The organism is Micromonospora jinlongensis (genome assembly GCF_013410645.1).
Lineage (GTDB): Bacteria > Actinomycetota > Actinomycetes > Mycobacteriales > Micromonosporaceae > Micromonospora > Micromonospora zamorensis.
This window is the reverse complement of sequence record NZ_JACCHK010000001.1, coordinates 1483919-1509626: the sequence shown is the minus strand read 5'-3', so window position 1 is coordinate 1509626 and position 25708 is coordinate 1483919. Positions and strand designations below refer to the sequence as shown.

The 25708-nt window shown below is 70.7% G+C and carries 19 protein-coding genes; 12 read left to right on the top strand and 7 right to left on the bottom strand.

Translation table 11 applies throughout. The annotated features are described in order from the left end of the window. Positions 1 to 4: 4 nt before the first annotated feature. The gene (locus HNR22_RS06420; protein ID WP_179779533.1) at positions 5 to 1042 is read right to left on the bottom strand and encodes a LacI family DNA-binding transcriptional regulator; all 1038 of its coding nucleotides are present in this window, start codon (positions 1040 to 1042) and stop codon (positions 5 to 7) included. Positions 1043 to 1360: 318 nt separating this feature from the next. Between HNR22_RS06420 and HNR22_RS06415 the strand changes: the two genes are divergently transcribed. The 9 genes from HNR22_RS06415 to HNR22_RS06375 all read left to right on the top strand — a co-directional run bounded on the left by HNR22_RS06415 (position 1361) and on the right by HNR22_RS06375 (position 15381). Continuing rightward, positions 1361 to 3736, top strand: coding sequence for a beta-xylosidase/alpha-l-arabinosidase (locus tag HNR22_RS06415; RefSeq protein ID WP_179779532.1), 2376 nt, complete (start codon positions 1361 to 1363; stop codon positions 3734 to 3736). Positions 3737 to 3745: 9 nt separating this feature from the next. Then, positions 3746 to 4735: an ABC transporter permease gene (locus tag HNR22_RS06410; protein ID WP_179779531.1), complete on the top strand. Its 990-nt coding sequence runs from the start codon at positions 3746 to 3748 to the stop codon at positions 4733 to 4735. Continuing rightward, on the top strand, positions 4732 to 5643 hold the full coding sequence (locus tag HNR22_RS06405) for an ABC transporter permease family protein (RefSeq protein WP_179779530.1): 912 nt from the start codon (positions 4732 to 4734) through the stop codon (positions 5641 to 5643). The genes HNR22_RS06410 and HNR22_RS06405 overlap by 4 nt, the downstream gene beginning before the upstream one ends. Positions 5644 to 5698: 55 nt before the next feature. Beyond that, a complete protein-coding gene (locus HNR22_RS06400) occupies positions 5699 to 7336 on the top strand; it encodes an ABC transporter substrate-binding protein (RefSeq protein ID WP_179779529.1) in 1638 nt (545 codons plus the stop codon). Between the two features lie 126 nt (positions 7337 to 7462). Next, entirely contained in the window at positions 7463 to 8152 is a 690-nt protein-coding gene (locus tag HNR22_RS06395; protein ID WP_179779528.1) for a DUF624 domain-containing protein, read from the top strand. Continuing rightward, positions 8149 to 10182: a beta-galactosidase gene (locus tag HNR22_RS06390; protein ID WP_179779527.1), complete on the top strand. Its 2034-nt coding sequence runs from the start codon at positions 8149 to 8151 to the stop codon at positions 10180 to 10182. The genes HNR22_RS06395 and HNR22_RS06390 overlap by 4 nt, the downstream gene beginning before the upstream one ends. Next, positions 10179 to 12314, top strand: a complete 2136-nt coding sequence (locus tag HNR22_RS06385) for an alpha-glucuronidase (RefSeq protein WP_343059704.1) — start codon at positions 10179 to 10181, stop codon at positions 12312 to 12314. The genes HNR22_RS06390 and HNR22_RS06385 overlap by 4 nt, the downstream gene beginning before the upstream one ends. A gap of 306 nt (positions 12315 to 12620) precedes the next feature. After that, positions 12621 to 13961 carry an extracellular catalytic domain type 1 short-chain-length polyhydroxyalkanoate depolymerase gene (locus HNR22_RS06380; RefSeq protein WP_179779526.1) on the top strand — a complete coding sequence of 447 codons (1341 nt, stop codon included), beginning with the start codon at positions 12621 to 12623 and terminating at the stop codon, positions 13959 to 13961. A 37-nt stretch (positions 13962 to 13998) separates the two neighbouring features. Continuing rightward, positions 13999 to 15381 carry a glycoside hydrolase family 10 protein gene (locus tag HNR22_RS06375; RefSeq protein ID WP_179779525.1) on the top strand — a complete coding sequence of 461 codons (1383 nt, stop codon included), beginning with the start codon at positions 13999 to 14001 and terminating at the stop codon, positions 15379 to 15381. 163 nt (positions 15382 to 15544) lie between these two features. Here HNR22_RS06375 and sthA read toward each other — a convergent pair whose 3' ends face one another. The 4 genes from sthA to HNR22_RS06355 all read right to left on the bottom strand — a co-directional run bounded on the left by sthA (position 15545) and on the right by HNR22_RS06355 (position 19950). Next, positions 15545 to 16948: a Si-specific NAD(P)(+) transhydrogenase gene (gene sthA, locus HNR22_RS06370; RefSeq protein WP_179779524.1), complete on the bottom strand. Its 1404-nt coding sequence runs from the start codon at positions 16946 to 16948 to the stop codon at positions 15545 to 15547. 53 nt (positions 16949 to 17001) lie between these two features. Next, positions 17002 to 18027, bottom strand: coding sequence for a fibronectin type III domain-containing protein (locus HNR22_RS06365; RefSeq protein WP_179779523.1), 1026 nt, complete (start codon positions 18025 to 18027; stop codon positions 17002 to 17004). 85 nt (positions 18028 to 18112) lie between these two features. After that, positions 18113 to 18751 carry a response regulator gene (locus HNR22_RS06360; RefSeq protein ID WP_179779522.1) on the bottom strand — a complete coding sequence of 213 codons (639 nt, stop codon included), beginning with the start codon at positions 18749 to 18751 and terminating at the stop codon, positions 18113 to 18115. After that, positions 18748 to 19950, bottom strand: coding sequence for a sensor histidine kinase (locus HNR22_RS06355; protein WP_179779521.1), 1203 nt, complete (start codon positions 19948 to 19950; stop codon positions 18748 to 18750). Before HNR22_RS06355 ends, HNR22_RS06360 begins: the two co-directional genes overlap by 4 nt. A 145-nt stretch (positions 19951 to 20095) precedes the next feature. Between HNR22_RS06355 and HNR22_RS06350 the strand changes: the two genes are divergently transcribed. Next, complete coding sequence (locus HNR22_RS06350; protein WP_179779520.1) at positions 20096 to 20854, top strand: ABC transporter ATP-binding protein; 759 nt, start codon at positions 20096 to 20098, stop codon at positions 20852 to 20854. Continuing rightward, positions 20851 to 23379, top strand: coding sequence for an FtsX-like permease family protein (locus HNR22_RS06345; protein WP_179779519.1), 2529 nt, complete (start codon positions 20851 to 20853; stop codon positions 23377 to 23379). The genes HNR22_RS06350 and HNR22_RS06345 overlap by 4 nt, the downstream gene beginning before the upstream one ends. Positions 23380 to 23491: 112 nt before the next feature. Here HNR22_RS06345 and HNR22_RS06340 read toward each other — a convergent pair whose 3' ends face one another. After that, on the bottom strand, positions 23492 to 23914 hold the full coding sequence (locus tag HNR22_RS06340) for a DUF2000 domain-containing protein (RefSeq protein ID WP_099854356.1): 423 nt from the start codon (positions 23912 to 23914) through the stop codon (positions 23492 to 23494). A 50-nt stretch (positions 23915 to 23964) separates the two neighbouring features. Here HNR22_RS06340 and HNR22_RS06335 point away from each other — a divergent pair, with 50 nt between their 5' ends. Continuing rightward, a complete protein-coding gene (locus HNR22_RS06335) occupies positions 23965 to 24798 on the top strand; it encodes an AraC family ligand binding domain-containing protein (RefSeq protein ID WP_179779518.1) in 834 nt (277 codons plus the stop codon). Here HNR22_RS06335 and HNR22_RS06330 read toward each other — a convergent pair. Further along, positions 24776 to 25609, bottom strand: coding sequence for an MmyB family transcriptional regulator (locus HNR22_RS06330; RefSeq protein WP_179779517.1), 834 nt, complete (start codon positions 25607 to 25609; stop codon positions 24776 to 24778). The two genes, HNR22_RS06335 and HNR22_RS06330, sit on opposite strands and share 23 nt — an antisense overlap. Positions 25610 to 25708: the final 99 nt, after the last annotated feature.

Sequence of the window (25708 nt, the reverse complement as noted above, 5' to 3'; positions counted from 1 at the left end):
GGGATCAGTGCGGGTCGGCGGGGGGTGCGGTGCTCTCCCGGACGACCAACTCGGTCACCAGGTCGATCCGGCTGGTCGCCGGCTCGTTGCCCCGGGTCAGGTCGAGCAACATCTGGGTGGCGATGCCAGCCATGTCGCGCAACGGCTGGTTGATCGTGGTGAGAGCCGGGTCGGTCCAGGCGGAGACGGGCAGATTGTCGTACCCGATCACCGAAAGGTCCTCGGGCACTCGGAGGCCGCACTGGCGTGCGGCCCGGAGCACCCCCATGGCCTGGATGTCCGACCCGGCGAAGATCGCCGTCGGTCGGGACGGTTGGCGGAGCAGTTGCAGCCCGTGGGAGTGCCCGGCGCCGGCGGAGAAACTGCCGTAGCGGACCAGCTCGCGGTCGACCGCTATCCCGGCCTCCTCGTGGGCCGACTGGAAGCCGGCGGCGCGGGCGCGGCTGCAGAGCACGTCGGGTGGCCCGGAGATGATGGCGATCCGCCGGTGCCCCAGATCCAGCAGGTGCCGGGCGGCGAGCAGGCCGCCGTTCCAGTTGTTCGAGCCGACGGTGGGCACGGACGCCGAGGTCGCGCTGTCGGTGTCGACGACGACGAACGGTATGCCCTGGCGCCGCAGGTGCTGTTGTTGCGCCTCGGCCAGGTGGGAGAGGACGAACACCACGCCCAACGGCCGGTCGGCGAGCAGCGCCTCCAGCCATCGGGCCGGCGGGCGGTGCGCGCCGTCGAGTTGGGCGACCGACAACCCGATGCCGGCCGCGGTGGTCACCGCCTCCACGCCACGCAGGATCTCCATCGCCCATCCCGTGTCGAACTCGTGGAAGACGAGTTCGACACGTCCTCCGCCGGGCGAGGGCCGGCGGGCGCGGCGCTGGTACTGGTGGCGGTCGAGACTCGCCTCCACCCGGGCTCTGGTGCTGGGAGCGACATCGCCACGTCCGTTGAGGACCTTGGACACCGTCGCGACCGAGACGCCGACATCGTTGGCGATGGTCGCGATGGTGGTGGAGGCGGGTGGGTCGAGCGGGCGGTGCTCTGTCATCGCGACCTCAAGCAGCATCCGAAAGTTTCGGCAGACCTTAACACGATCAGCCGACCACACCAGCCGGTGCGACGGTCGGTCCGGTCGTGGATGAGCCCGTACGTGGCGCGTGCGCCACGGAGTGCCGTCGGTGGAGTCACTGTGTGCAGGATGTGGCCACTGGGCGTCCGATTGAGACTCTTGACACACATCGATGGGGACCTTAGGTTGCCGAAAAGGTTGCGCGGATTTCCGGAAAGTTTCGGATCGTGAAAAAGTCCGCTACGCAACGGGTTCCACGAGGGCACGGGGACGTGGCCGGAGCTGAGGGGTCAAGGCATGAGTAGTCAGTTGTCCGGGGACAGCGACACCGCGCCGTGGCGCGATCCGCGGCTGACGCCGGCCGAGCGGGCCGAGGCGCTCCTGCCGATGATGTCGCTGGAGGAGAAGATCGCCCAACTCGTCGGCGTGTGGGTCGGCGCGGAGGCCACCGGCGAGGGTGTGGCGCCACACCAGTCCGACATGATCAGCGAGCTGCCGCAGTGGAGCACCGTCATCCAGCACGGGCTGGGTCAGCTCACCCGCCCGTTCGGCACCGCGCCGGTCGACCCGGTGCTCGGCGCCCGGTCGCTGGCGGCCTCGCAGGCGCAGATCGTGGCCGCCAGCCGGTTCGGCCTGCCTGCGCAGGTGCACGAGGAATGCCTGACCGGGTTCGCCGCGTGGCGGGCCACCGTCTACCCGACCCCGCTGAGCTGGGGCGCGTCCTTCGACCCCGACCTGGTCGAGGCGATGGCCGACCGGATCGCGCGTTCCATGCGCGCCGCCGGCGTACACCAGGGTCTCGCCCCGGTCCTGGACGTCACCCGCGACTACCGCTGGGGTCGCACCGAGGAGACGATCGGCGAGGATCCCTACCTGGTGGGGACGACCGGTGCCGCGTACGTGCGGGGCCTGGAGCGAGCCGGCGTGGTCGCCACGCTGAAGCACTTCGCCGGTTACTCCGCCTCCCGTGGCGGACGCAACCTCGCGCCGGTGCCGATGGGCCCCCGGGAGCTGGCCGACGTCATCCTGCCGCCGTTCGAGATGGCGCTGCGCCACGGCGGTGCCCGCTCGGTGATGAACTCCTACGCCGAGATCGACGGCCTGCCCGTGGCCGCCGACCAGGAGCTGCTGACCGGGCTGTTGCGCGACGAGTGGGGCTTCACCGGCACCGTGGTCGCCGACTACTTCTCCGTACGCTTCCTGGAGACCCTGCACGGTGTCGCCGACGGCGCCGCCGACGCGGCAAGGCTCGCCCTGCGGGCCGGCATCGACGTCGAACTGCCCACCGTGGACACCTTCGGCACCCCGCTGGTGGAGGCGGTGCGCCGTGGCGAGGTCGACGAGGCGTTGATCGACGGCGCGCTGCGCCGGGTGCTGATCCAGAAGATCGAGATCGGTCTGCTCGACGAGGGCTGGCAGGAACTGCCCGACGACGTGGCGTCGCTGCGTCTGGACGACGAGGCCAGCCAGGACGTCGCCGTACGCCTGGCCCGGGAGGCCGTCGTCCTGCTGCGCAACACCGGGGTCCTCCCGTTGCCCGTCGGCAACCGGGTCGCCCTGGTCGGCCCCGTCGCGGACGACCCGATGGCCATGCTCGGCTGCTACTCGTTCCCCAACCACGTCGGCGTCCACCACAGCGAGTTCGGGCTCGGCCTGGACATCCCCTCGCTGCGAGACGAGCTGGCCCGACGCGTCCCGCTGCTCAGCCACGAGCGGGGGTGCACCATCACCGGTGCGGACACCTCGGGCATCCCGGCCGCGGTCGCCGCGGCTGCCGCCGCCGACGTGTGCGTGCTCGCCGTCGGCGACCGGGCGGGGATGTTCGGTCGGGGCACCTCCGGCGAGGGGTGCGACGCCGCCGACCTGCGACTGCCCGGTGTGCAGGCCGACCTGGTCCGTGCCGTCCTCGCCACCGGCACCCCTGTCGTCCTGGTGCTGATGACCGGCCGCCCCTACGCGCTCGGCCCGGAGTTCGACGCCGCGGCGGCCGTCGTGCAGGCGTTCTTCCTCGGCCAGCTCGGCGGGCAGGCGCTCGCCGAGGTGCTCACCGGCGCGGTCAACCCGTCCGGGCGGCTGCCGGTGAGTGTGCCCCGGGACGCTGGCGGACTGCCGAGCACCTACCTGGCACCCCCGCTCGGCCGGCGCAACAAGGTGTCCTCGATCGACCCGACGCCGGCCTACCCGTTCGGTCACGGGCTGAGCTACACCACCTTCGACTGGTCCGACGCCACAGTTGTCGAGCCGGCGGGTGGCGCGCCCGACCAACCGGCGGCGTGGCCGACCGACGGCGAGGTGCGGGTGCGGATCACGGTCGCCAACACCGGCGACCGGGCCGGCACCGAGGTGGTCCAGCTCTACCTGCACGACCCGGTCGCGCAGACCACCCGCCCGGTGGTCCGCCTGGTCGGCTACACCCGACTGCCGTTGGAGCCCGGCGAGGTGGCGCACGTGACCTTCGGCGTACCGGCCGACGTGGCGTCGTTCGTCGGCCTGTCCGGTCGGCGGATCGTCGAGCCCGGCGAGGTCGAGCTGCGGTTCGGCAGGTCCAGCGGCGACGTGGCGGCGGCCCTGTCGCTGCGGCTGACCGGAGCCGAACGCCAAATCGGCCACCACCGGGAGCTGTTCACGTCGGTGCGGGTCGAGCCCCTCGTGGCCGTTCCGCAGTCCGCCTAGGAGGCGAGGATGACATCCACGTTGCGGCCACCGCCGCCGGCGCCGCCCCGTTCTCCGGCGGCGGCTCCCAGCCCCGCCCCGCGCTCGCCGCGCCGCCGCCGCAGCTGGCGGCAGGCACTGCGCCGGGACTGGCAGCTCTACTCCCTTGCCATCCTTCCGCTGCTGTTCTTCCTGGTCTTCCGCTACCTGCCGATGATCGGGAACATCATCGCGTTCCGTCGCTTCAAGCCGGGCGGGAGCATCTTCGGCGAGTACTGGGTGGGGCTTCGGTACTTCCGGATGTTCTTCACCGACCCGACGTTCTGGGAGGTCTTCACCAACACCCTGGTGCTCGGGACGCTGACCCTGCTGTTCTGCTTCCCGCTGCCGATCGTGCTGGCGCTGCTGCTCAACGAGGTGCGTGCCCGCCGATTCAAGCGGTTCGTCCAGTCGGTGTCGTACCTGCCGCACTTCCTGTCGATCGTGATCGTGGCGGCGATGGTCATGCAGTTGACCTCGATCGACGGCACGGCCAACCAGCTCGTCCGGATCGTCGGCGGCGATCCCGTGGCGTTCCTCCAGCAGGCGGAATGGTTCCGCACCATCTACGTCTCGTCCGAGGTCTGGCAGACCGTCGGCTGGGGAACGATCCTCTACCTCGCCGCCCTCACCACCATCGACGAGGACCTGTACGAGGCCGCCCGGATCGACGGCGCGAGCCGGCTGCGGCAGACCTGGCACGTGACGTTGCCGGGCATCCGGCCGACGATGGTGACCCTGTTGATCCTCAACATCGGCAGCTTCATGGCCGTCGGGTTCGAGAAGATCCTGCTGCTCTACAACCCGCTGACGTACCCGACCGCGGACGTGATCTCCACCTATCTGTTCCGGATGGGCTTCCAGTCCAGCAACTTCAGCTACGCCGCCGCCATCGGTCTCTTCGAGGCGGTGATCGGACTGATCCTGGTCCTGTCGGCGAACCTCATCTCCCGTCGCACGGTGGGGACGAGCCTGTGGTGACCCTCGGTACGAAGCGCGAGGCCCCGAAGACGCGCGGGCCGGTGGACAGCCGGGGCTACCGGATCTTCCGGATCGTCAACACGGTCGTCCTCATCGGTGTCGTGATCGTGACGCTGTACCCGTTCCTCAACATCGTGGCCCGTTCGCTCAGCGACGAGGCGTACATCCTCGCCGGGAAGGTGAACATCGTCCCGCGCGGGTTCGACCTGACCGCGTACGAGCTGGTGATGTCGGACTCGCTGTTCTGGACGAACTATCGCAACACCCTGGTGTACACGGTGGTCGCCACGCTCATCTCGATCGTGCTGACCACCTGCTACGCGTACGTGTTGTCGAAGCCGCAGCTCAAGGGCCGCGGGGTCCTCGTCGGCATCGCGCTGTTCACCATGTTCTTCTCCGGGGGCCTGATCCCCAACTACGTGCTGGTCACCAGCCTGGGGATGAAGAACACCATCTGGGCCGTGGTGATCCCCAACGCCATCAGTGTCTTCAACCTGCTGGTCATGAAGGCGTTCTTCGAGAGCCTGCCGACCGAGTTGGAGGAGGCCGCGGCGGTCGACGGGTTGAACACCTACGGCATCCTGCTGCGGATCGTGCTGCCGCTGTCGAAGGCGATCATCGCGACGATGGTGCTCTTCTACGCGGTCTCGTTCTGGAACTCGTGGTTCACCGCATTCCTCTACATCGACCAGCAGGATCTGCTGCCGGTCACCGTGTACCTGCGCAACCTGATCGCGGGTGCCACCGACGCACAGCAGTCCGGCGCCGCCGACGCCGACGTCGTGCAGGCCGCGGCCACGCTCCAGGCCGTGACGATCGTGCTCACCACCCTGCCCATCCTGGCGGTCTACCCCTTCGTCCAGAGGTACTTCGTCTCCGGCGTGATGCTCGGCGCGGTCAAGGGATGACGCCGGGCGCTGCATCGCATCACCTCCGAACCCCCCACCACCGAAAGGACGAGCCATGCTCCACAAGACGTGGCGCCGGGTGGCGATAGCCACCGCGGGTCTGCTCGCGCTCAGCCTCACCACCGCCTGTTCCGAGGACCCGGGCGAGTCGAAGGACCTCTCCGAGAACCGGGCCGGCGCGATGGCCAACTACGGCGTCGGCGACCAGTTCAAGGCCACCGAGGCGCTCTCCTTCTCCACGCTCTACAACAACCACACGTTCTACCCGCTCAAGGAGGACTGGCCGTTCTGGTCCGAGCTGACCAAGCGGACCAACGTCAAGATCGAGCCAGTCGCCGTCCCGCTGAGTGACTACGAGCAGAAGCGCAGTCTCCTCATCGGCGCCGGGGACGCTCCGCTGATCATCCCGAAGACGTACCACCCGCAGGAGAACGCGTTCGTGTCGTCCGGGGCGATCCTCCCGGTGAGCGACTACCTGGATCTGATGCCCAACCTCAAGGACAAGATCGCCAAGTGGAACCTCAAGCCGGAGATCGACAACCTGCGGCAGTCCGACGGTAAGTTCTACCTGCTGCCCGGCGTCCACGAGAAGCCCACGCAGGACTACACGGTGCTGGTGCGCACCGACATCATGCAGGAGCTCAACCTGGCGACCCCGAAGACCTGGGACGACCTGTACGCCGTGCTCAAGGCGATGAAGGCGAAGTACCCGAACGTCTACCCGTACTCCGACCTCTTCAGCAAGCCCAACCCGACCGGCGCGCTGCTCAACATCCTCGGCTCCGCCCACGGCACCCAGGCCGGCTGGGACTACCAGCACGCCACCTGGGACCCGGCGGCGAAGAAGTTCAACTACACCGGCGCGTCCGAGCAGTACCGGCAGATGGTCACCTTCCTGCACAAGCTCGTCGCCGAGGGCCTGCTCGACCCGGAGAGCTTCACCCAGACCGACGACCAGGCACGCCAGAAGCTCGCCAACGGCAAGTCCTTCGTGGTCACCGGCAACGCGCAGACCCTGGTCAACAACCACCGGCCCGACCTGGCCAAGACCCTGCCGAACGCGAAGTTGGCCAAGATCCCGCTGCCGGTCGGCCCGGCCGGTGAGGTCAACCCGTTCCCCCGACTGGAGAACGGCATCATGATTTCCTCGAAGGCCCGGGACAGCAAGAACTTCGTGGCCATGATGCAGTTCATCGACTGGCTGTGGTATTCCGACGCCGGCCTGGAGTTCGCCCGCTGGGGCATCGAGGGCACGACCTTCACCAAGGACGCGTCCGGCAAGCGCACGCTCAACCCCGGAGTCGACTTCCTCGGCCTCAACCCGAAGGCCCCCAAGCACCTGCAGAAGGACTTCGGCTTCCAGAACGGCGTCTTCGCCTACGGTGGCAGCCCGGACCTGGTGCGTGGGTTCTTCTCCCCGGAGGAGCTGGAGTTCCAGAAGGTGATGGACGCCCGCCCGCCCAGGGTGGTGCCCCCGCCCGCCCCGTTGACCGACGAGGAGCGCGAGCAGGTGTCGCTCTGGGAGACCCCGTTGAAGGACTTCGTCACCCAGAACACGCTCAAGTTCGCTCTGGGCCAGCGGCCCCTCACCGAGTGGGACGCGTACGTGGCCGAACTGAAGGCCAAGAACTCCGAGCAGTACATCGACGTGGTCAACAAGGCGTACGAACGGTTCCAGAAGAACAACGGCTGATCAGCGGGAGATCCGGTCGGGCGGCGCACCGCCGTCTGACCGGACTTCCCGGCCACCACCGGCCGGTACGACGCGCGCGACCCACCGCGCTCTGCCGGTCGTCGGGACCGACCGGAAGGAGCAACAGTGAGCGGCACCGCCCAGGTCTGGCGACAGTTCGGCGACGGGCCGCTGTCGCGGATCACCTCCCGGGTCTACATCCTGCTCGTGGTCGAGTTGCTGCTCCTGCTCACCACAGTGCCCGGCCTGTTCCCACTGCTGCTGCTGGGTCGTGACCCCAGCAACCTGCCACTGGTCGCACTGTTCCTCCTGCCGGTCGGCCCGGCGATCTCCGCAGCCCTGTACGCCCTGCGACACCAGCGCCTCGACCTGACCGACCTGCGGCCGGCCGCCCTGTTCTGGCGCGGGTACCGGGCGAACCTGTCCGGCACGCTGCGCGTCTGGGTGCCGACGCTGCTGTGGCTGACCGTGCTCGCCCTGAACCTCGCCCACCGGGACGCCGTCGGCCTCGCGGGCTGGTGGGCGGTGCCGCTGGTCCTGCTCGCCGTGGGAGTGACGCTCTGCGCGGCCAACGCCCTGGTCATCACCGCGCTGTTCGACTTCCGCACCCGGGACGTGCTCCGGCTGGCCGTGCACTTCCTCGTGCGTACCCCCGGTGTCACCGTCGGCACGGCGTTGCTGCTGGCCGCGGCGACCGGGATCACCGCGGTCCTCTCCGAGGCGGTGCTGGCGATGCTCGGCTCGGTCGCGATCCTCGCGTTCCTGCGCGTCAGTGACCCGATGATCCACCTGATCCGGAAGGAGTTCACCCCATGAGCCTGCCCGTCACCGCCAAGGTGCCCTTCGGGGGCGACTACAACCCGGAGCAGTGGCCCGAGGACGTGTGGAAGCAGGACCACCGTCTCTTCGACAGCGCCCGGATCGACCTGGTCACCATCGGCGTCTTCGACTGGGCGCTCGTCCAGCCCGCCGAGGGCGTGTACGACTTCTCGCTGCTGGACCGAATCGTGGAGCGGGCCGCCGCCGAGGGGCGCGGAATCTGCCTGGCGACCGGCACCGGGGCGCACCCGGCGTGGTTGGCGAAGGCGTACCCGGAGGTGACCCGGACCGACTTCGAGGGCCGCAAGCGCCGGTTCGGGCAACGACACAACTCCTGCCCCAGCTCCCCGGTCTTCCGCCGGCTCTCCGTCGAGCTGGCCCGCCGGGTCGCCCGCCGCTACGCCGACACCCCGGCGGTCGTCGCGTGGCACGTCGGCAACGAGTACGGCGGCGCCTGCTACTGCGACCTCTGCGCGGCCGGCTTCCGGGCCTGGCTGCGCCACCGCTACGGCACCCTGGATGACCTGAACGCGGCCTGGTACACCACCTTCTGGTCGCACACCTTCACCGACTGGGAGCAGATCGAGCCGCCGTCGGCGCTCACCGAGCACTGGCGCGGTCCGGACCACACCGCGTTCCAGGGAATCACCCTGGACTACCTGCGGTTCTCCTCCGACGCGATGCTGGCCAACTTCCTCGACGAGAAGACGGCCATCCGGGAGTCCAGCCCCAGCCTGCCGGTGACGACCAACTTCATGGGCATGTACCGGCCGATCGACTACCACCGCTGGGCCGCGCACCTGGACTTCGCCTCCTGGGACAACTACCCGCCGGACGACGAGTCGGCGGCTCGGATGGCGCTGACCCACGACCTGATGCGCGGGCTCAAGGACGGCCAGCCGTTCTGGTTGATGGAACAGTCGCCGGGCGTCACCGCGTGCCGGGACGTCAACCCGTTGAAGCGGCCCGGTCTCATGCGGTTGTGGAGTTGGCAGGCGGTGGCGCACGGCGCCGACGCGGTGCTGTTCTTCCAGCTGCGGGCCTCCCGGGGCGCCAGCGAGAAATACCACGGCGCCGTCATCGGCCACGCCGGCCGCTCCGACACCCGGGTGTTCCGGGAGGTCGCCGAGCTGGGCGCCGAGCTGGATCGACTCGGCCCGGCGTCGCTGGGCGCACGGACGCCCGCCCGGGTGGCGCTGCTGTTCGACTGGGACAGCTGGTGGGCGTTGGAGATCTCCGACGGGCCGTCCCGGTTGGTCCGCTACCAGCAGGTCGTGCTCGCGTACCACCGGGCGCTCTGGGACGCCGGCGTGGACCTGGACGTCGTCGCGGTGACCGCCGACCTGTCCGGCTACGACGTGGTCGTCGCGCCGGCCCTGCACATGCTCAAGGGCGATCTGCCGCAGCGCCTGGAGGCGGTGGCGGCGCGCGGCGGATCGGTGCTCACGACCTACCTGTCGGGTCGGGTGGACGAGAACGACCAGGCCTTCCTGATGGACGTGCCAGGCCCGCTCGGGCAGCTGATGGGTGTCCGGATCGACGAGTGGGACGCCCGCGGCCCGGAGGTGGTCAACCCGGTCCGCCTCGGTGGCGGCGCCGATCAGGTCGACGTCGAGGCGCGGCTGCTGTTCGAGTTGGTGATCCCGCAGGGCGCGCAGGTGGTCGGCACGTACCAGGCCGACTTCTACGCGGGCACGCCCGCGGTGACCCGCAACTCCTTCGGCGCCGGCGAGGGCTGGTACGTGGCAGCCGGCCTGGACCAGGCCGGGGTGTCCTGGGTGGTCCGGCAGGTGCTCGCCCGGCACGACGTGCTCGGGCCCTACCCGGACACACCGGACCTGGAATCCGCCGTGCGGGTCGCGCCGGACGGATCGCGGCTGCTGTTCCTGCTCAACCACCGCGCCGAGCCGATCGAGGTGACCGCCCCGACCAGTGGCGTCGACCTGCTCACCGGTGACCGGGCACTGACCGGCTCGGCCCTGCGCCTGCCGGCGTACGGTGTCGTCGTCCTGCGGGAGGACGGGTGAACGCCGAGGAGTCCCTCCACCTGGAGCATCTGATGTTCGTCGAGGAACCGATGGAACCCGGCGAGCCGCGCGTCCACGCGGCCTGGCTGCCCCCGGAGGCGTTCCGGTCCCTCGGCGCGCGCCGCGTCCTCGTCCACGGCGACGGGCTGCTCGTCGACACGGTCCTGAACGAGGTCTCGCGTGCCTGTGCGCGCTACGGCGGTCGGGTGTGGCACTCACCCTCCTGGGATGTCGACGTCGACCTGGTGCTCGCCCTGCGCGGTGCCGACGAGCTGCCCAGCCCGGCGGTGCAGGCGGCGCGGTCGGCTGCGGAGGCGGCGCTGACCGAGATCGGCGGTGAGCCGCTCGGCGACGAGGGATTCCTGCTGGCCCGCGACGGCGAGGTGACAGTGGTGCTGGCCGACGCACCCGCCGGCCTGCTGTACGGGCTGTTCCACGTGGTCCGGCTCTGCGCGGCAGCCTTCGATCCGGCCCGCCCCCCGGAGCACCACCGGCCGGCGCTGCGCCGGCGGATGCTGGACCACTGGGACAACGTGGCAGTGCACCCGGTGATGGGCCAGGTCGAACGGGGGTACGCGGGCGGCTCGATCTTCTGGCAGGACGGCCGCCCGCGCGGCGACCTGGCCCGGGTCCGGGAGTACGGGCGGCTGCTGGCCGCGAGCGGCGTCAACGCGATCTCGGTGAACAACGTCAACGTGGCCCGGACGGAGGCGTTGCTGCTCACCGACCGACTCGGTGACGTGGCCGAGATCGCGGACGTGCTGCGGCCGTACAACATCCGGGTGCACCTGTCGATCACCTTCGCCGCGCCGGCGGTCCTCGGTGGTCTGTCCACCGCCGACCCGCTGGACGAGGCGGTGCGGGTCTGGTGGGCGGCGACCACCCGGAGGGTGTACGAGCGCATCCCGGACTTCGGCGGTTACCTGGTGAAGGCCGACTCGGAGGGGCAGCCCGGCCCGTTCACCTACGGGCGAGACCACGCCGACGGGGCGAACGTGCTGGCCGAGGCGTTGGCCCCGCTCGGGGGAGTGGTGCACTGGCGGGCGTTCGTCTACAACCACCACCAGGACTGGCGGGACCGGTCCACCGACCGGGCGCGCGCCGCGTACGACCACTTCGCCCCGCTCGACGGGCGCTTCCGGACCAACGTGGTCGTGCAGGTGAAGTTCGGGCCGGTGGACTTCCAGACGCGGGAACCGGTCTCCCCGGTGATCGCCGCGATGCCCGCCACCCGGCTGGCGGTGGAGTTGCAGGTCACCCAGGAGTACACGGGTCAGCAGCGACACGTCTGCCACCTCGGCCTGTGGTGGGGTGAGGTGCTGCGGTTCGCGCCGTGGGGGCCCGGCGGGCGGACGGTCGCCGACATCGCCGCGGGGGAGTCGGGCGCGGGCGGTGGTCTGGTCGCGGTCGCCAACGTGGGCGATGACCTCTTCTGGACCGGGCACCCGTTGGCGCAGGCCAACCTGTACACGTTCGGGCGGCTCGCCTGGGATCCGCGGTTGGATCCGCGGGCGGTCCTCGACGAGTGGATCGCGCTGACCTTCCCGCCGTCGGCGACGGCCGAACCGGAGCTGGTGGGGCGGACGCTGCACGAGATCATGGACGACTCGTGGCGCACCTACGAGCGCTACACCGCGCCGCTGGGCGTCGGCTTCATGGTCAACCCGGGCGACCACTACGGTCCCGGCGTCGACGGGTACGAGTACACGCGGTGGGGCACCTACCACTTCGCCGACCGCGACGGTGTGGGCGTGGACCGCAGCCGTGCGTCGGGCACCGGCTTCGCCGGCCAGTACCCGCCGTACTGGGCGCAGGTGTACGAATCACCGCAGAGTTGCCCCGACGAGCTGCTGCTCTTCTTCCACCACGTGCCGTACGGGCACGTCCTGCACAGCGGGTCGACAGTCATCCAGCACATCTACGACACCCACTTCGCCGGTGTCGAGGAGGTGGTGGCGATGCGACGGCGGTGGCAGACCCTGAACGGGATGATCGACCCGGCCGTGTACGAGCGGGTGGCCGAACGGCTCGACGAGCAGGTGCGCTGCGCCACCGAGTGGCGCGACCAGATCAACACCTACTTCTACCGCAAGTCCGGGGTGCCCGACGAGCGAGGGCGCACCATCCACTGATCGGCACGACGGAGAGGCGCGGCCATCGGGCCGGGTCTCCCCGTCGTGTCTCCGGTATGCCCGGCACGTTTCGAGAACGTCCCGGTAATTGCTCGCAACCAGTCGACGGTGCTCACGCCCGTCGATACCGGTCGAAGCGCAGGTGGCCGCCGGATCCGTTGCGGCGAAAGGTTTCCGGAACTCTTGACAATCGAGTGTTCTCGATTGAAGCTGGCATGGTCACGCGAGCCGCGGTCAAGGTCGGGCGAAGGGCAGTCCTCGACTTAAGTCCCCTTCCACGCGCCTTTTTCGCAAGGGATCGCGACGATGACACTGAAGACAAGGACGCTTGGCGTCGTGCTGGCGGCCGTGACGCTGGCCGCCGCCGCGTTGACGTTCCCCACACCGGCGTCGGCGGCGACGCTCACGCAGGTGACCAACTTCGGCACCAACCCCACCAACCTGCAGATGCACCTCTACGTCCCGGACCGGGTGGCGACCCGACCGGCGATCCTCCTGGCCATGCACTACTGCACCGGAACGGGCCCGGCGTTCCACTCGGGCACCCAGTACGCATCCCTCGCGGACCGGTACGGGTTCATCGTGATCTACCCGTCGGCCACCCGCAGCAGCAAGTGCTGGGACGTCTATTCGCCGCAGGCGTTACGTCGTGGCGGTGGCAGCGACCCGGTCGGGCTCATGTCCATGGTCGAGTACGTGCGGCAGCGCTACTCGGCCGACCCCGCGCGGATCTTCGCCACCGGCACCTCCTCCGGGGCGATGATGACCAACGTCATGCTCGGCGTCTACCCGGACGTGTTCGCGGCGGGTGCGTCCTTTGCCGGGGTGCCGTTCGGTTGCTTCGCCACCGGCGGCAGCTCCGAGTGGAACAGCCAGTGCGCGAACGGGCAGCTCATCAAGACCCCACAGCAGTGGGGCGACCTCGTCCGCGAGGCGTACCCGGGCTACACCGGTCAGCGACCACGGATGCAGATCTGGCACGGCACCAACGACGAGACGCTGCGCTACCCGAACTTCGGTGAGCAGGTCAAGCAGTGGACCAACGTGCACGGGCTGAGCCAGACCCCGACGTCCACCGACACCCCGCAGTCCGGCTACACCCGCACCCGCTACGGCAGCAGCGGTGCGATGGCGCCGGTCGAGGCGATCAGCATGCAGGGTGTCTCGCACAACCTGCCGGTCGACGCCGCGCAGGTGATCCGCTTCTTCGGGCTGGACGGCACCACGCCACCGACCACTCCGCCCCCGACGACGCCGCCCCCGACCACGCCACCCCCGACGACGCCGCCTCCGACCACGCCGCCCCCGACGACTCCGCCGCCCAGCGCGGGCGCCTGCCGGGTCGGCTACACGGTCAACGCCTGGAACAACGGGCTCACCGCGAGCGTGACCATCACCAACACCGGCACGGCCGCCGTGAACGGGTGGGCGTTGGCCTTCACGCTGCCCAGCGGACAGGTCATCACCAGCGGCTGGAACGCCCAGTACGCCCCGGCGAGCGGTGCGGTCACCGCCCGCAACGTCTCCTACAACGCCGCCATCGCCCCGAACGCGTCGGTCGAGATCGGCTTCCAGGCCACCCATGCCGGCGGCACCGGCAAGCCCTCGTCGTTCGCCCTGAACGGTGCCGTCTGCTCGGTGCCCTGATTCCCCACCACCCCCTCACCGCAGAAGGAGTCGCACGATGACAAGAACGAAGTGGAAGGCGGCATCGAGAGCCGCGCTCGCGCTGGCCGGCGCGGGTGCGCTCGCCGCCGGCATGGCGCTGTTCGCGACGGCGCCCGCCGCCGCCGGGACCACGCTCGGCGCGTCCGCCGCCGAGAAGGGCCGCTATTTCGGTACGGCTGTGGCCGGATTCAAGCTTTCCGACAGTGCGTACACGACGATATTGAACCGAGAGTTCAATATGGTGACGGCCGAGAACGAAATGAAGATGAACGCCACCGAGCCGCAGCAGGGTCAGTTCAGCTACGGGGCGGCTGACCAGATCGTCAACCACGCGCGCAGCCGCGGCATGAGCGTGCGGGGTCACACGCTGGCGTGGCATTCCCAGCAGCCCGGCTGGATGGAGAGCATGAGTGGCAGTGCGCTGCGGTCGGCGATGCTCAACCACGTGACGCAGGTGGCCACGCATTTCCGGGGTCAGGTCGTGGCGTGGGACGTGGTGAACGAGGCGTTCGCGGACGGCAGTTCCGGTGGCCGCCGGGACTCGAACCTCCAGCGCACGGGCAACGACTGGATCGAGGCGGCGTTCCGGGCCGCGCGTGCGGCTGATCCGGGTGCGAAGCTCTGTTACAACGACTACAACACCGACAACTGGACGCACGCCAAGACGCAGGGCGTGTACAACATGGTCCGCGACTTCAAGTCTCGTGGTGTGCCGATCGACTGCGTCGGTTTCCAGTCGCACTTCAACAACGACTCGCCGTACGTGAGCAACTACCGCACCACGCTGTCGAGCTTCGCCGCGCTGGGTGTGGACGTGCAGATCACCGAACTGGACATCCAGGGCGCATCTGCGGCCACCTACCGCAGCGTCGTGGAGGACTGCCTCGCGGTGCCCCGGTGCAACGGCATCACCGTGTGGGGTATCCGCGACAGTGACTCGTGGCGGGCGTCGCAGACGCCGCTGCTGTTCAACAGCAACGGGTCCAAGAAGCCGGCGTACGACGCGGTCCTCGCCGCACTGAACAACGGCACCACGCCCACCGATCCGCCGACCGACCCGCCCACCGACCCGCCGACCGACCCGCCCACCACCCCGCCTCCGGGGCAGGGCGGCTGCACCGCGACGGTGTCGGTGAACCAGTGGACGGGTGGCTTCGTGGCCACGGTGAAGGTGACGGCCGGCTCGTCGGCCATCAACGGCTGGACGGTCGGCATCGCGTTGCCGTCGGGCGCGACGGTCACCAACGCCTGGAACGCCAACCGCAGTGGTAGCACCGGCTCGACGAACTGGACGAACGTGGCCTACAACGGCCAGGTCGGCGCCGGCCAGTTCACCGAGTGGGGCTTCCAGGCCAACGGCACCGCCGGCACCCTGACCCCAACCTGCTCAGCAAGCTGAACCCCGGAGGGTCGGTGCGGAAGTCCATCCCCTCCCGCACCGGCCCTCCAGCCGCGTGATCAAGAGGTTTGCGTCACCGGGCACGGCGTGTCGTGACGCAAACCTCTTGATCACCGGGCGAAGGGCGGGCAGCGGAGGGGGCGGGGTGGGGGCGGCGGGGAGGTCAGCCGTCTATGCGCGTTATGTTGCGGATCTTGTTGGAGGCGTCCAGGGCCGCGACCTTGTACGCCTCTGCCAGCGTCGGGTAGTTGAACACCGCGTCTATCAGGTAGTCGATCGTGCCGCCGCAGCCCATCACCGCCTGACCGATGTGGACGATCTCGGTGGCGGCGGTGCCGAACACGTGCACCCCGAGCAGTCGGCCGTCGTCCGGGCAGACCAGCAGCTTCAGCATGCCGTACGAGTCGCCCACGATCTGGCCCCGGGCCAGCTCCCGGTAGCGCGCGATGCCCACCTCGAACGGTGTCGAGGTGTCGGTGAGCTGCGCCTCGGTCTGCCCGACGAAACTGATCTCCGGGATCGTGTAGATGCCGATCGGTTGCAACCCGTGCATCTCCCGGATCGGCTCGCCGCAGGCGTGCTGCGCGGCCAACCGGCCCTGCTCCATCGAGGTGGACGCGAGGGCGGGAAAGCCGATCACGTCGCCGACGGCGTAGATGTTGTCGACCGGCGTGCGGTAGTTGGCGTCGACAGCGATCCGGCCGCGTCGGTCCGCCTCCAGCCCGGCCGCCTCCAGCGCGAGGTCGTCGGTCTGGCCCTGCCGACCGGCCGAGTACATCACCGTGTCCGCGACGATCTTCTTGCCGCTCTTGAGGATGCAGAGCGCCGCCGTCTGGTGCTTCTCCACGGCGGCGACCTCCTCGCCGAAGCGGAACGCCACGGACAGGTCGCGCAGGTGGTACTTCAGCGACTCGACGACCTCCTCGTCGCAGAACTCGAGCATCCGGTCCCGGCGCTCCACCACTGTCACCTTGGTGCCGAGCGCGGCGAACATCGACGCGTACTCCATGCCGATCACGCCGGCGCCGACCACGACCATGCTGCGGGGCACGGCCTGGAGGTTGATGACGCCGTCGGAGTCCACGATCGTCCGGTCGTCGAAGTCGACGCTGTCCGGGCGGGCCGGGCGCGTGCCGGCAGCAATAATGATCTTGTCGAAGGTCACTCTGGACTCGCGGCCGGAGCCGCCGTCGACCCAGATCGTGTGCGCGTCCGCGAAGCGCCCGGTGCCGGTGATCATCGCGACCCGGTTGCGGGCCAGCTGATTGCGGATGACGTCGGTCTGCCGGGCGATCACGTGCTGCGTCCGGGCCGCCAGGTCGCTGACCGTGATCTCGTCCTTGACCCGGTAGCTGCTGCCGTAGAGGTCGCGTTGGCTCAGCCCGGTCAGGTAGAGCACGGCCTCGCGCAGGGTCTTGGAGGGGACGGTGCCGGTGTTGATGCACACCCCACCGATCATGTCGCGGCGGTCCACGATGCCGACCCGCCTGCCGAGCTTGGCGGCGGCGATCGCGGCCTTCTGACCGCTGGGTCCGGAGCCCAGCACCAACAGGTCGTAGTCATACACAGGCGTTAGCGTCGCAATATGTCGCGGCGCGCGCCAGACCCCGGAGTCGAGCGTTATTCGTCTGCCACCGTGCAGAGGCCGCCGTTCAGCGTGATCTCCTCCGGCAGTTGCGTGCCGGTGGCGACGAGCCCCAGCGACACGGTGCCGCCGGGCGGGATCACGGCGTTGCGGCTGGTGTTGCCCACCCTGAGGTAGCTGTTGTTGAGGCGGTCGACGACCTTCGCGCCCCAGATGCCCCGCACCTGCTGGCTGGCCCAGAATCGCCACGTCATCGTCCACCCGTCGACCGCCGTCGCGCCGGTGTTCTCGACGACGAGGTGCGCCACGAAGCCGTCCGGCCACTGCCGTACGACGGACCGGACCGCGCAGCTCGGCGGTGGCGGCAGGGTGGTCACGGTGACCGGCGCGGACAGCGGTGACAGGTGGCCGGCCTCGTCGCGGGCCTGCACCACGAAGGTGTACGTGGTGTTCGGCGTCAGGCCGCTGATCTGGGTGCTGTTGCGCCCGGGCGGGTACTGGTAGACCTCGCTGACCCTGGTGAGGGTGCCGCCGGCGTCGACCCGGAACACCTCGTACCGTTCGAGGGCGACGTTCTCCACCGAGTGCGCCCAGCGGAGCCAGACCAGCGTGGCGGCCACGTCGTAGGCGACCGGTTGGCCCGGCGCGCTCGGCGGTTGGTCGTCTCCCGGTGGCATGGTCAGCCGCAGGGTCGGGTTGGACAGTGAGCTGTTGCCGGCCGCGTCCAGCGCCCACACCGAGAAGGTGTACGTGCGCGACGGCCGCAGGCCGGTGATCCGGATGCTGTTGGTGTCGGTCGAATACTGGCTGCCGAAATCCTCGAACCGCGCGCCGACCGGGTAACGGACCACGCCCACGTTGTCGGTCGAGGCCGCCCAGGTCAGCTCGACCGAGGTGGTGTCGATGGCGACGACCGTGATCGGGCCGGGCGCGGTGGGACGTTCGGTGTCGTCCGCGGCGTACGCCGGGGTGGCGCCCGCCGCGACCAGGGTTGCCGCCAGCACGCAGGCGGCCAGCGCGGTGGCCCTGGACCGGACGCCGCAGAACGGATGATCACGCATGTTTGCCTCGCTTCCGAGTGAACGCAGCGGATCAGCCATAGACCACTATTGATTCTAGGTCAGTGCCGGCCGCGTCGTTGTCCGGTCAGCCGACGAGGCGTCGTTCCCAGGCCCAGGCGGCGATCTCGACCCGGTTGCGGGCCTTGAGCTTCATCTGCACGCTGGCCAGGTGGGTCTTGACCGTGCCGACGGCGATGAAGAGCTGGGCGGCGATCTCGGCGTTGGTCAGGCCCCGGGCGACGAGCTTCGCCACGTCGAGTTCCCGTGGTGACAGCCCGGCGTCGTCGTGGGCCGGAGCGGGCGAGCTGAGGTGCTCCAGCAGCCGTACCGTGATGGACGGGCTGATCAGCGCCTCACCGGACACGGCCGCGCGGACCGCCTCGATGAGCAGCGCCGGGCCGGAGTCCTTGAGCAGGAAACCGCAGGCGCCGTTGGACAGCGCGGTGTGCACGTACTCGTCCAGGTCGAAGGTGGTCACCACGACCACCCGGATCGGGTCGGCGACGCCCGGCCCCGCGAGCAGCCGCAGTGCCTCCAGACCGTCGAGGCGGGGCATCCGGATGTCCAGCAGCACCACGTCCGGGCGCAGCCGCCGGGCCAGTTCCACGGCCGCGACTCCGTCCGCGGCCTCGCCGACCACCGTCATGTCCGACTGCGACCCGATGATCATGCCGAAGCCGGTCCGGACCATCGCCTGGTCGTCGGCGATCAACACCCGGATCACCGCCCCACCGCCGTGCGCAGCGGGAACGCCGCATCGAGCACCCAGCCACCGGCGACGCCCGGTCCGGCGGTGATCGTGCCGCCGAGGGCGCGTACCCGCTCGGTGAGGCCGATCAGACCGAAGCCGTGCCCCCGGGCCGGCGCGGTGCGCCCGGTGGCGCCGTCGTCGGCCACCCGGACCAGAAGCCAGTCGCGGGTACGTCGCACTGCCACGTCCACCGATCGGGCGTCCGGCGCGTGCTGACGGGTGTTGGTCAGCCCCTCCATCACCACCCGGTACGCCGAGGTCGAGACCTCCACCGGCAGTCCGCCCAGGTCGCCGTCGACATGCAGCCGGGCCGGCGCGTTCGCTGCCCCGTTGAATCCCGTCACCAGCGGCTCCAACTCGCTCACCCCGGCCAGTGGGGCCAGCGGCGCGTCCGGTGGGGCGTTCGGGTTACGCAGGATCCCGACCATCCGCCGCATCGAGGCCATCGTCTCCGCACCGGCCCGCTCGATCTGCTCCAGGGCGACGATGACCCGTTGCGGGTCCTGTTCGGCGACGAACCGGGCGCCCTGCGCCTGCACCACGATGCCGGTCACGTGGTGGGCGATGAAGTCGTGCAGGTCCCGGGCGAACTCGGCACGCTGCTCGGCCCGGACCAGCGCGATCGCCCGCTCCCGGCCGGCGGCCACGATCCGCAGGTAGAGCCCCACCCCGGCGGCGCCCGCCGCGGCGAGCACCTGGAGCAGACCGAAGATCACCAGCAGGTTCTCGGTGCCGACGCGCAGCGGCATCGCGGCGACGGCGAGCCCGGCGGCCACCGCCGCCCACGGAGCGAGCCGGGGCGCGCCCCAGCGGCTCACCACGAAGACCACGCCGATCAGCCCGGCCGACTCGGCGAGCCCCCAGGTGCGGGCGAGCAGGATGCCGCCGCCTCCGGAGAGGAGCACCACCCCTGCGGTCACGGCCAGTGAGGCGGTGGCGAGTGCCAGCGCGGCCACCGGCAGCCGTTGGGAACCCGGACGGTGCACCGGCAGCCAGAGGGGCACCGTCGCCACTGCCAACCCCATCGGCACGAGCAGCAGCAGGAGACCGACGATGCCGCGGTCGTCCGCCGTGCTGGCCGTGAAGTCGAAGAAAGCGAGCAGGCCGAAGGCCACCAGCCCGGCAGCCTGGGCCAGGCGTACCCACAGACGTCGAAGATCCGGCGCGCTCATGATGACCCAGCGTAGCCAACCGGACGGAGGTGCAGATCGGCCGAAAGACAGACCCGGCGACCGCGATACCCGGCCCCGGGCCGATGCGCCCACCCGCCGACGGCGGCGAGGCTTCCGGTGTCACATCGCAGCCCCTGGAGGAACAATGACGACCCACGCCCCACCGGACACCAGCCAAGCGGCCGTCGCCGCCGTCGACCTGGTGAAGGTGTACGGCAGCGGGGACACCGCGGTCCGTGCCCTGGACGGCGTCTCGGTCGGCTTCGGCCGGGCCGAGTTCACCGCGATCATGGGTTCGTCCGGGTCCGGCAAGTCGACCCTGATGCACTGCCTCGCCGGTCTCGACACCGCCACCTCCGGCCGCGTCCTGCTCGGCGGCACGGAGCTGACCGGCCAGTCGGACCGAACCCTGACCCGGGTACGCCGGGAGCGCATCGGGTTCGTCTTCCAGTCCTTCAACCTGCTGCCGCAGCTCACCGCCGCGCAGAACATCACCCTGCCGCTGGACCTCGCCGGCCGGCAGCCCGACGCCGATCTCCTGGCGCGCCTGGTCGACCTGCTGGGCCTCGGCGACCGCCTGAAGCACCGGCCGAGCGAGCTCTCCGGCGGCCAGCAGCAGCGGGTGGCGCTGGCCCGGGCCTTGGTGGCACGGCCCGAGGTGGTCTTCGCCGACGAGCCGACCGGCAACCTCGACTCCCGCTCCGGCGCGGAGGTGCTCACCATCCTGCGCGACTCGGTGCGCGACCTCGGTCAGACCGTCGTCATGGTGACCCACGACCCGATCGCCGCCGCGTACGCCGACCGGGTGGTGCTGCTCGCCGACGGCCGGGTCGCCGGCGAGATCGACAAGCCGGACCAGGTGTCGGTCACCGACGCGCTGCGTGATCTGGCGGCCCGCGGATGAGAGCGACGGTGCTGCGTACCCAGACGAGCGCCGCGGCCCGGCGGCCCGGCCGGCTGATCCTGACCGGTCTGGCGATCCTGGTCGCGTCCTTCGTCGTCTTCGGCACCGTGCTGGTGCAGCAGATCACCGAACGGACCGTGCGGGACAACCTGAGCGGCACCCCGGCCGCCACCGACCTGGTGATCGGCGACTCCGACCACCCGCCACCCACGGTGGCGGATCTGGAGCGCGTCCGCGCCGTGCCCGGTGTGGCCGAGGCGGTGAGCCGGGTGTCGATCGGGGTGTCCATCGGTGAGGGGTACCTGAACCTCCAAGCCGATCCGGGCACCGGCCCGCTGACCACGGTCCGGGTCGTCGAGGGCAGCTACCCCGACGCCCCCGGCGAGATCGCGGTCACCCCGCGTACCGCCGAGCGGCTCGGGCTGTCGGTCGGCGCCACCACCAGTGGCACGGGCGGTGAACTCACCACTCCCGCCCGGCTCACCGTGACCGGGTTGGTCGACACCGCCGCCGACGCCGGGTACGACGCGTACGCCCCGGACAGCGTCGTGACGTCCTGGGGACGCCTGACGGCCCTGGAGCGCGTCGACGTGCGGGTGGCGCCGGGCACGTCGACGGAGGCGGTTCGTCAACAGGTGGTCGCGGCGGTCGTCGGCCAACCGATCCGGACCGGTGCCGAGGTGCGCCAGGCGGAGGCCAACGCGGCGGCCGAGGAGGTCGGGAGACTCTTCATCCTGGTCGGCATCTTCGTCTCGATCGCGGTCGTCGCGGCGGCGCTGGTGGTCACCTCGACCTTCCGCATCGTCTTCGCCCAGCGGATGCGGCAGCTCGCGTTGCTGCGTGCGGTCGGCGCGGACCGGGGCGCGCTGGTGGGGGCGTTGACCGCCGAGGGAGCGCTGACCGGGCTGGTCGCCGGCGTCGTCGGGGTGGCCAGCGCTCTCGCCCTCGGGTACGCGCTGCCGGCCATCCTGCGCGTCTCCGGCATGGCCGTCTCCTCGCCGGGTCTGCCACTGGCGACCGCGGGCGTGGTGGTGATCGGCGCCGTCGTGGTCACCGTGCTGGCCGTCCTGGCGCCGGCGCTCTCGGCCGCCCGGGTCTCCCCACTGGAGGCACTGCGGACGGCGAGCACCACCTCCGGCCGGCGCGGCATCGGGGTGCTCCGCCTGGTGTTCGGGCTGCTCCTGGCAGTCGGCGCGGTGCTGGCCGCCGTCGGGACGGTCAGCCAGTTGCCGGAGCCGGACCAGTCGACGTACGACCCGGCGATGCCGCTGCTCCTGCTGGTCGGGTCCGGCGGGCTGGCGTTCTTCGCGCTGGTGGCCCTCGGGCCGCTGCTGGTGCGGCCGGTGCTGGCCGTGGTGGGTTGGCCGCTGCGCCAGCTCGGGCCGCTCGGGCGGATGTCGGTCGGCGGGATCGGTGGGGCGCCGCGGCGGGCGGCGGCGGTCTCCGTCGTCGTCGCGCTCGGCGTGACCCTGATCTCCGGGGTGGTCATCGGCGGCGCGTCGCTTCAGGTGCTCGCCGACCGTGAGGTGGCGCTCTCCGCACCGACCGACTTCGAGGTCACCAGCAACGGCGGGACGCTGCCGGGGGCCCTCGTGACCCAGGCGAAGACGGCGGACGCCCTGGCCCGGGTGGTGCCGTACCGGCGGGTCGGCGACGTCACCCTGACGCGCGGCGGTGACCAGCTCGGCGACGTCGAGTCCGGCTACCCGACGAGCGACCTGGATGTGGCCGCGTTGCCGACGATCCGGGACCTGGACGTGGCGCAGGGTGTCCTGGCCGACCGTGGCCCAGGTCGGATCGTGCTCGCCGGCTGGGTCGCCCGGGACGCCGGACTGCACGTCGGCGACACCGCCACGCTCACCCTCGGTGGGCGGACCGTCGACGTACGCGTCGCCGCGATCCTCCCCGCCGAAGGGCCCCTGCACGCCGGCATCCTGGTCGACCGGGGGGACCTCGACCGGCTCGGCGTGCCCACGGCGTACACCGGTCTGCTGGCCGACGCGGCCGGCGCCGACGAGGACGGCCGGACCGCCGGTGTGCGGGCGCTGCGGCAGGCGATCGCGGGCAGCGACGGGGTGGGCCTCGCGGTGCTCGCCGACGAACGGGATCGCAACGACGCCCTGGTGCGCACCCTGGTCTGGATCGCGGTCGGTCTGGTCAGCCTGACCGTGCTGATCGCGGTCGTCGGCGTGGGTTCCACCACCGCGCTGTCGGTGGTGGAGCGGATCCGCGAGTCCGGGTTGCTGCGGGCGATCGGCCTGTCCCGGACCGGCCTGCGCACCATGCTGACCGTCGAGTCCGGCCTGTACGGGGTGATCGGTGCGACCATCGGTCTGCTGCTCGGCGTCCCGTACGCCTGGTTGGCGGTTCACGCCCTCGGGATCAACGCACCGCTGACCGTGCCGGTGCTGCCGCTGGCCGGGCTTTTCGTGACGCTGGTCGTGCTGACCGCGTTGGCCGGGGTGCTGCCGGCTCGGCGGGCGTCGCGGGTCAGCCCGGTGGCGGCGTTGGGGGCCGACGGCTGACCACCGCCACGGGTCGGTGCCGGAGTGCGGCGCCGACCCGTGGTGACACGGTCAGTTGGGGTTGTTGGCGTCACACCCATCGATATCAATGCCTTTGCCGCGACGAATGCCGTTACGGGTGCATCGACGCGCCCTTGAGCACCTTGTCCACCACGTTGCGCGGGGCGTGCAGCGCCAGGCCCACCAGGTCGAGCTTCTCCCGACCGACCGCCTGCACGGCCGCGCGGTTGTCCCGGTCGTTGCCGGTGGCGAACAGGTCGGCCGTGAAGACCGCGAGCCGCAGCCCGCGGGAGAGGGCTCGCGAGTGCGCGCCGACCAGCGTCGCCCGATCGCCGGCGAAGACCAGCACGGGCTGGCCGAACATCGGCAGGTACCGGGTGCCGTCCGCGTCGCGGTACTCCTCGCCGAGCAGCTCCGGCTGGGCGTTCGCGATGCCGCTGACCAGGAAGGCGGTGACGTTCAGCCGCTGCCAGCTCGCCAGGTCGTCACGGAGCAGCACAGCGATCTTGGTGGGAAAGCGAATCGGTTCGGTCATGGCGTCGAGCCTGCCCGCCCCGAGGCCGACCGGTCTTGTACGTTCTTAGCGTGGCCACCCGCCCGGCGGGCTCGCACGTCAACGCGTGGCGACCCCTGGTAGCCGGGGTCGCCGAGGTCTTCCACGCCCATTTCGTGGATCACGCCTATCCCCGACACATCCACGACGTGTGGACGCTGCTGATCGTCGACGACGGGGCGGTCCACTTCGACCTCGACCGGCACCGGCACGGTGCGCTGCGCACGTCGGTCACCCTGCTCCCGCCGTACGTGCCGCACGACGGCAGCTCCGCCACACCGGGCGGGTTCCGCAAACGGGTCCTGTACCTCGACACCTCGGCGCTCGGTGCCGAGCTGGTCGGCCGGGCGGTCGACGAACCGGACCTGGCCGACCCGCAGCTACGCGACCGGATCCACCACCTGCACCAGGTGCTCGCCGCACCCGGGGACGAGTTCGAGGCCGAGAGCCGGCTCGCGCTCATCCTGGACCGGTTGCGCGGCCAGCTCCGTCAGCGCCCCCCGGTCGAGGGCCAGCCGGCCGGACCCGGCCTCGCGGTGCGACTCCGGGAGCTGCTGGACGCCCGGACCGTCGAGGGCGTCACGCTGGGGGAGGCCGCGGAGCTGCTGCACGCCCACCCGACCCACCTGGTCAGGACGTTCACCCAGGTGCACGGCGTGCCGCCGCACTCGTACCTGACCGGCCGGCGGGTCGAGCTGGTCCGTCGCCTGCTCCTCGCCGGGCAGCGACCGGCCGAGGCCGCCGTCGCGGCCGGGTTCTTCGACCAGGCGCATCTGACCCGCCACTTCCGGCGGTACCTGGGCGTCAGCCCGGCCCGCTACCTCGGCGGGCCGGTCACCGGGATCAGACGAGCTGGCCGCCGATGACGGCGAGCAGCCGCAGCTTCTCGTCGCTCTCCGAGCCGGGCACGGCGGTGAAGACCAGCAGCGTCTGGGAGTGGTCAGGGTCCACCAGGGTCTGGCAGTGCAGCTCCAACGCGCCGACCTCCGGGTGCAGGAAGCGCTTCGACGGGCAGTAGCCGGTAGGCACCGGGTGTTCCCGCCACAGCTGCGCGAACTCCCGGCTCCTGGCCAGCAGGTCGTCGACGAGCGCGGCGGCCCGCGAGCCGCGCCCGTCACGGGTGTACGACGCCCGCAGGTCCGCCACGAGCAGGCGGCTCTGCGTCCGGTGGTCCTCCGCCGGGTGCAGCTGCCGTGCGGTCGGGTCGGTGAACCAGCGGTGGTGCGCGCTGCGGGCCAGCCCGGCGTACCGGGTCTCGTCGCCGAGCAGGGCGACGGCCGGCGCGGTCTGCGCCAGGGTCTCGCCGAGGTGGTTCACCACCTGGGCCGGGGTGTCGTGCATCCGGTCGAGGATGCGCATCATCCCCGGGTTGACGTGGTCGGCCCGTACCGCCCGGTGGGGGATCGCGTGGCCGGCGAGCTGGAACAGGTGGTCGCGTTCGGCCAGGGAGAGCCGCAGACCACGGGCCAGGGCGGCGAGCATCTGCTCCGACGGGTGCGGCCCCCGCTGCTGCTCCAACCGGCTGTAGTAGTCGGTGGACATTCCGCTCAACGTGGCGACTTCCTCGCGCCGCAGCCCACCGGTGCGCCGACGCGGCCCCCGGGGCAGCCCCACGTCCTCGGGCTGGAGCGCTTCCCGTCGGGTACGCAGGAAACTGGCCAGTTGGGCGCGGTCCACGGTGTCTCCGATCACTGCGTGCCGGCAGGGGCCGGCCTGTTCACTGCAACAGGCGAGCCCGGTGACAGTGTTCCGCCTGCCCCAAGATCGCACGGGATC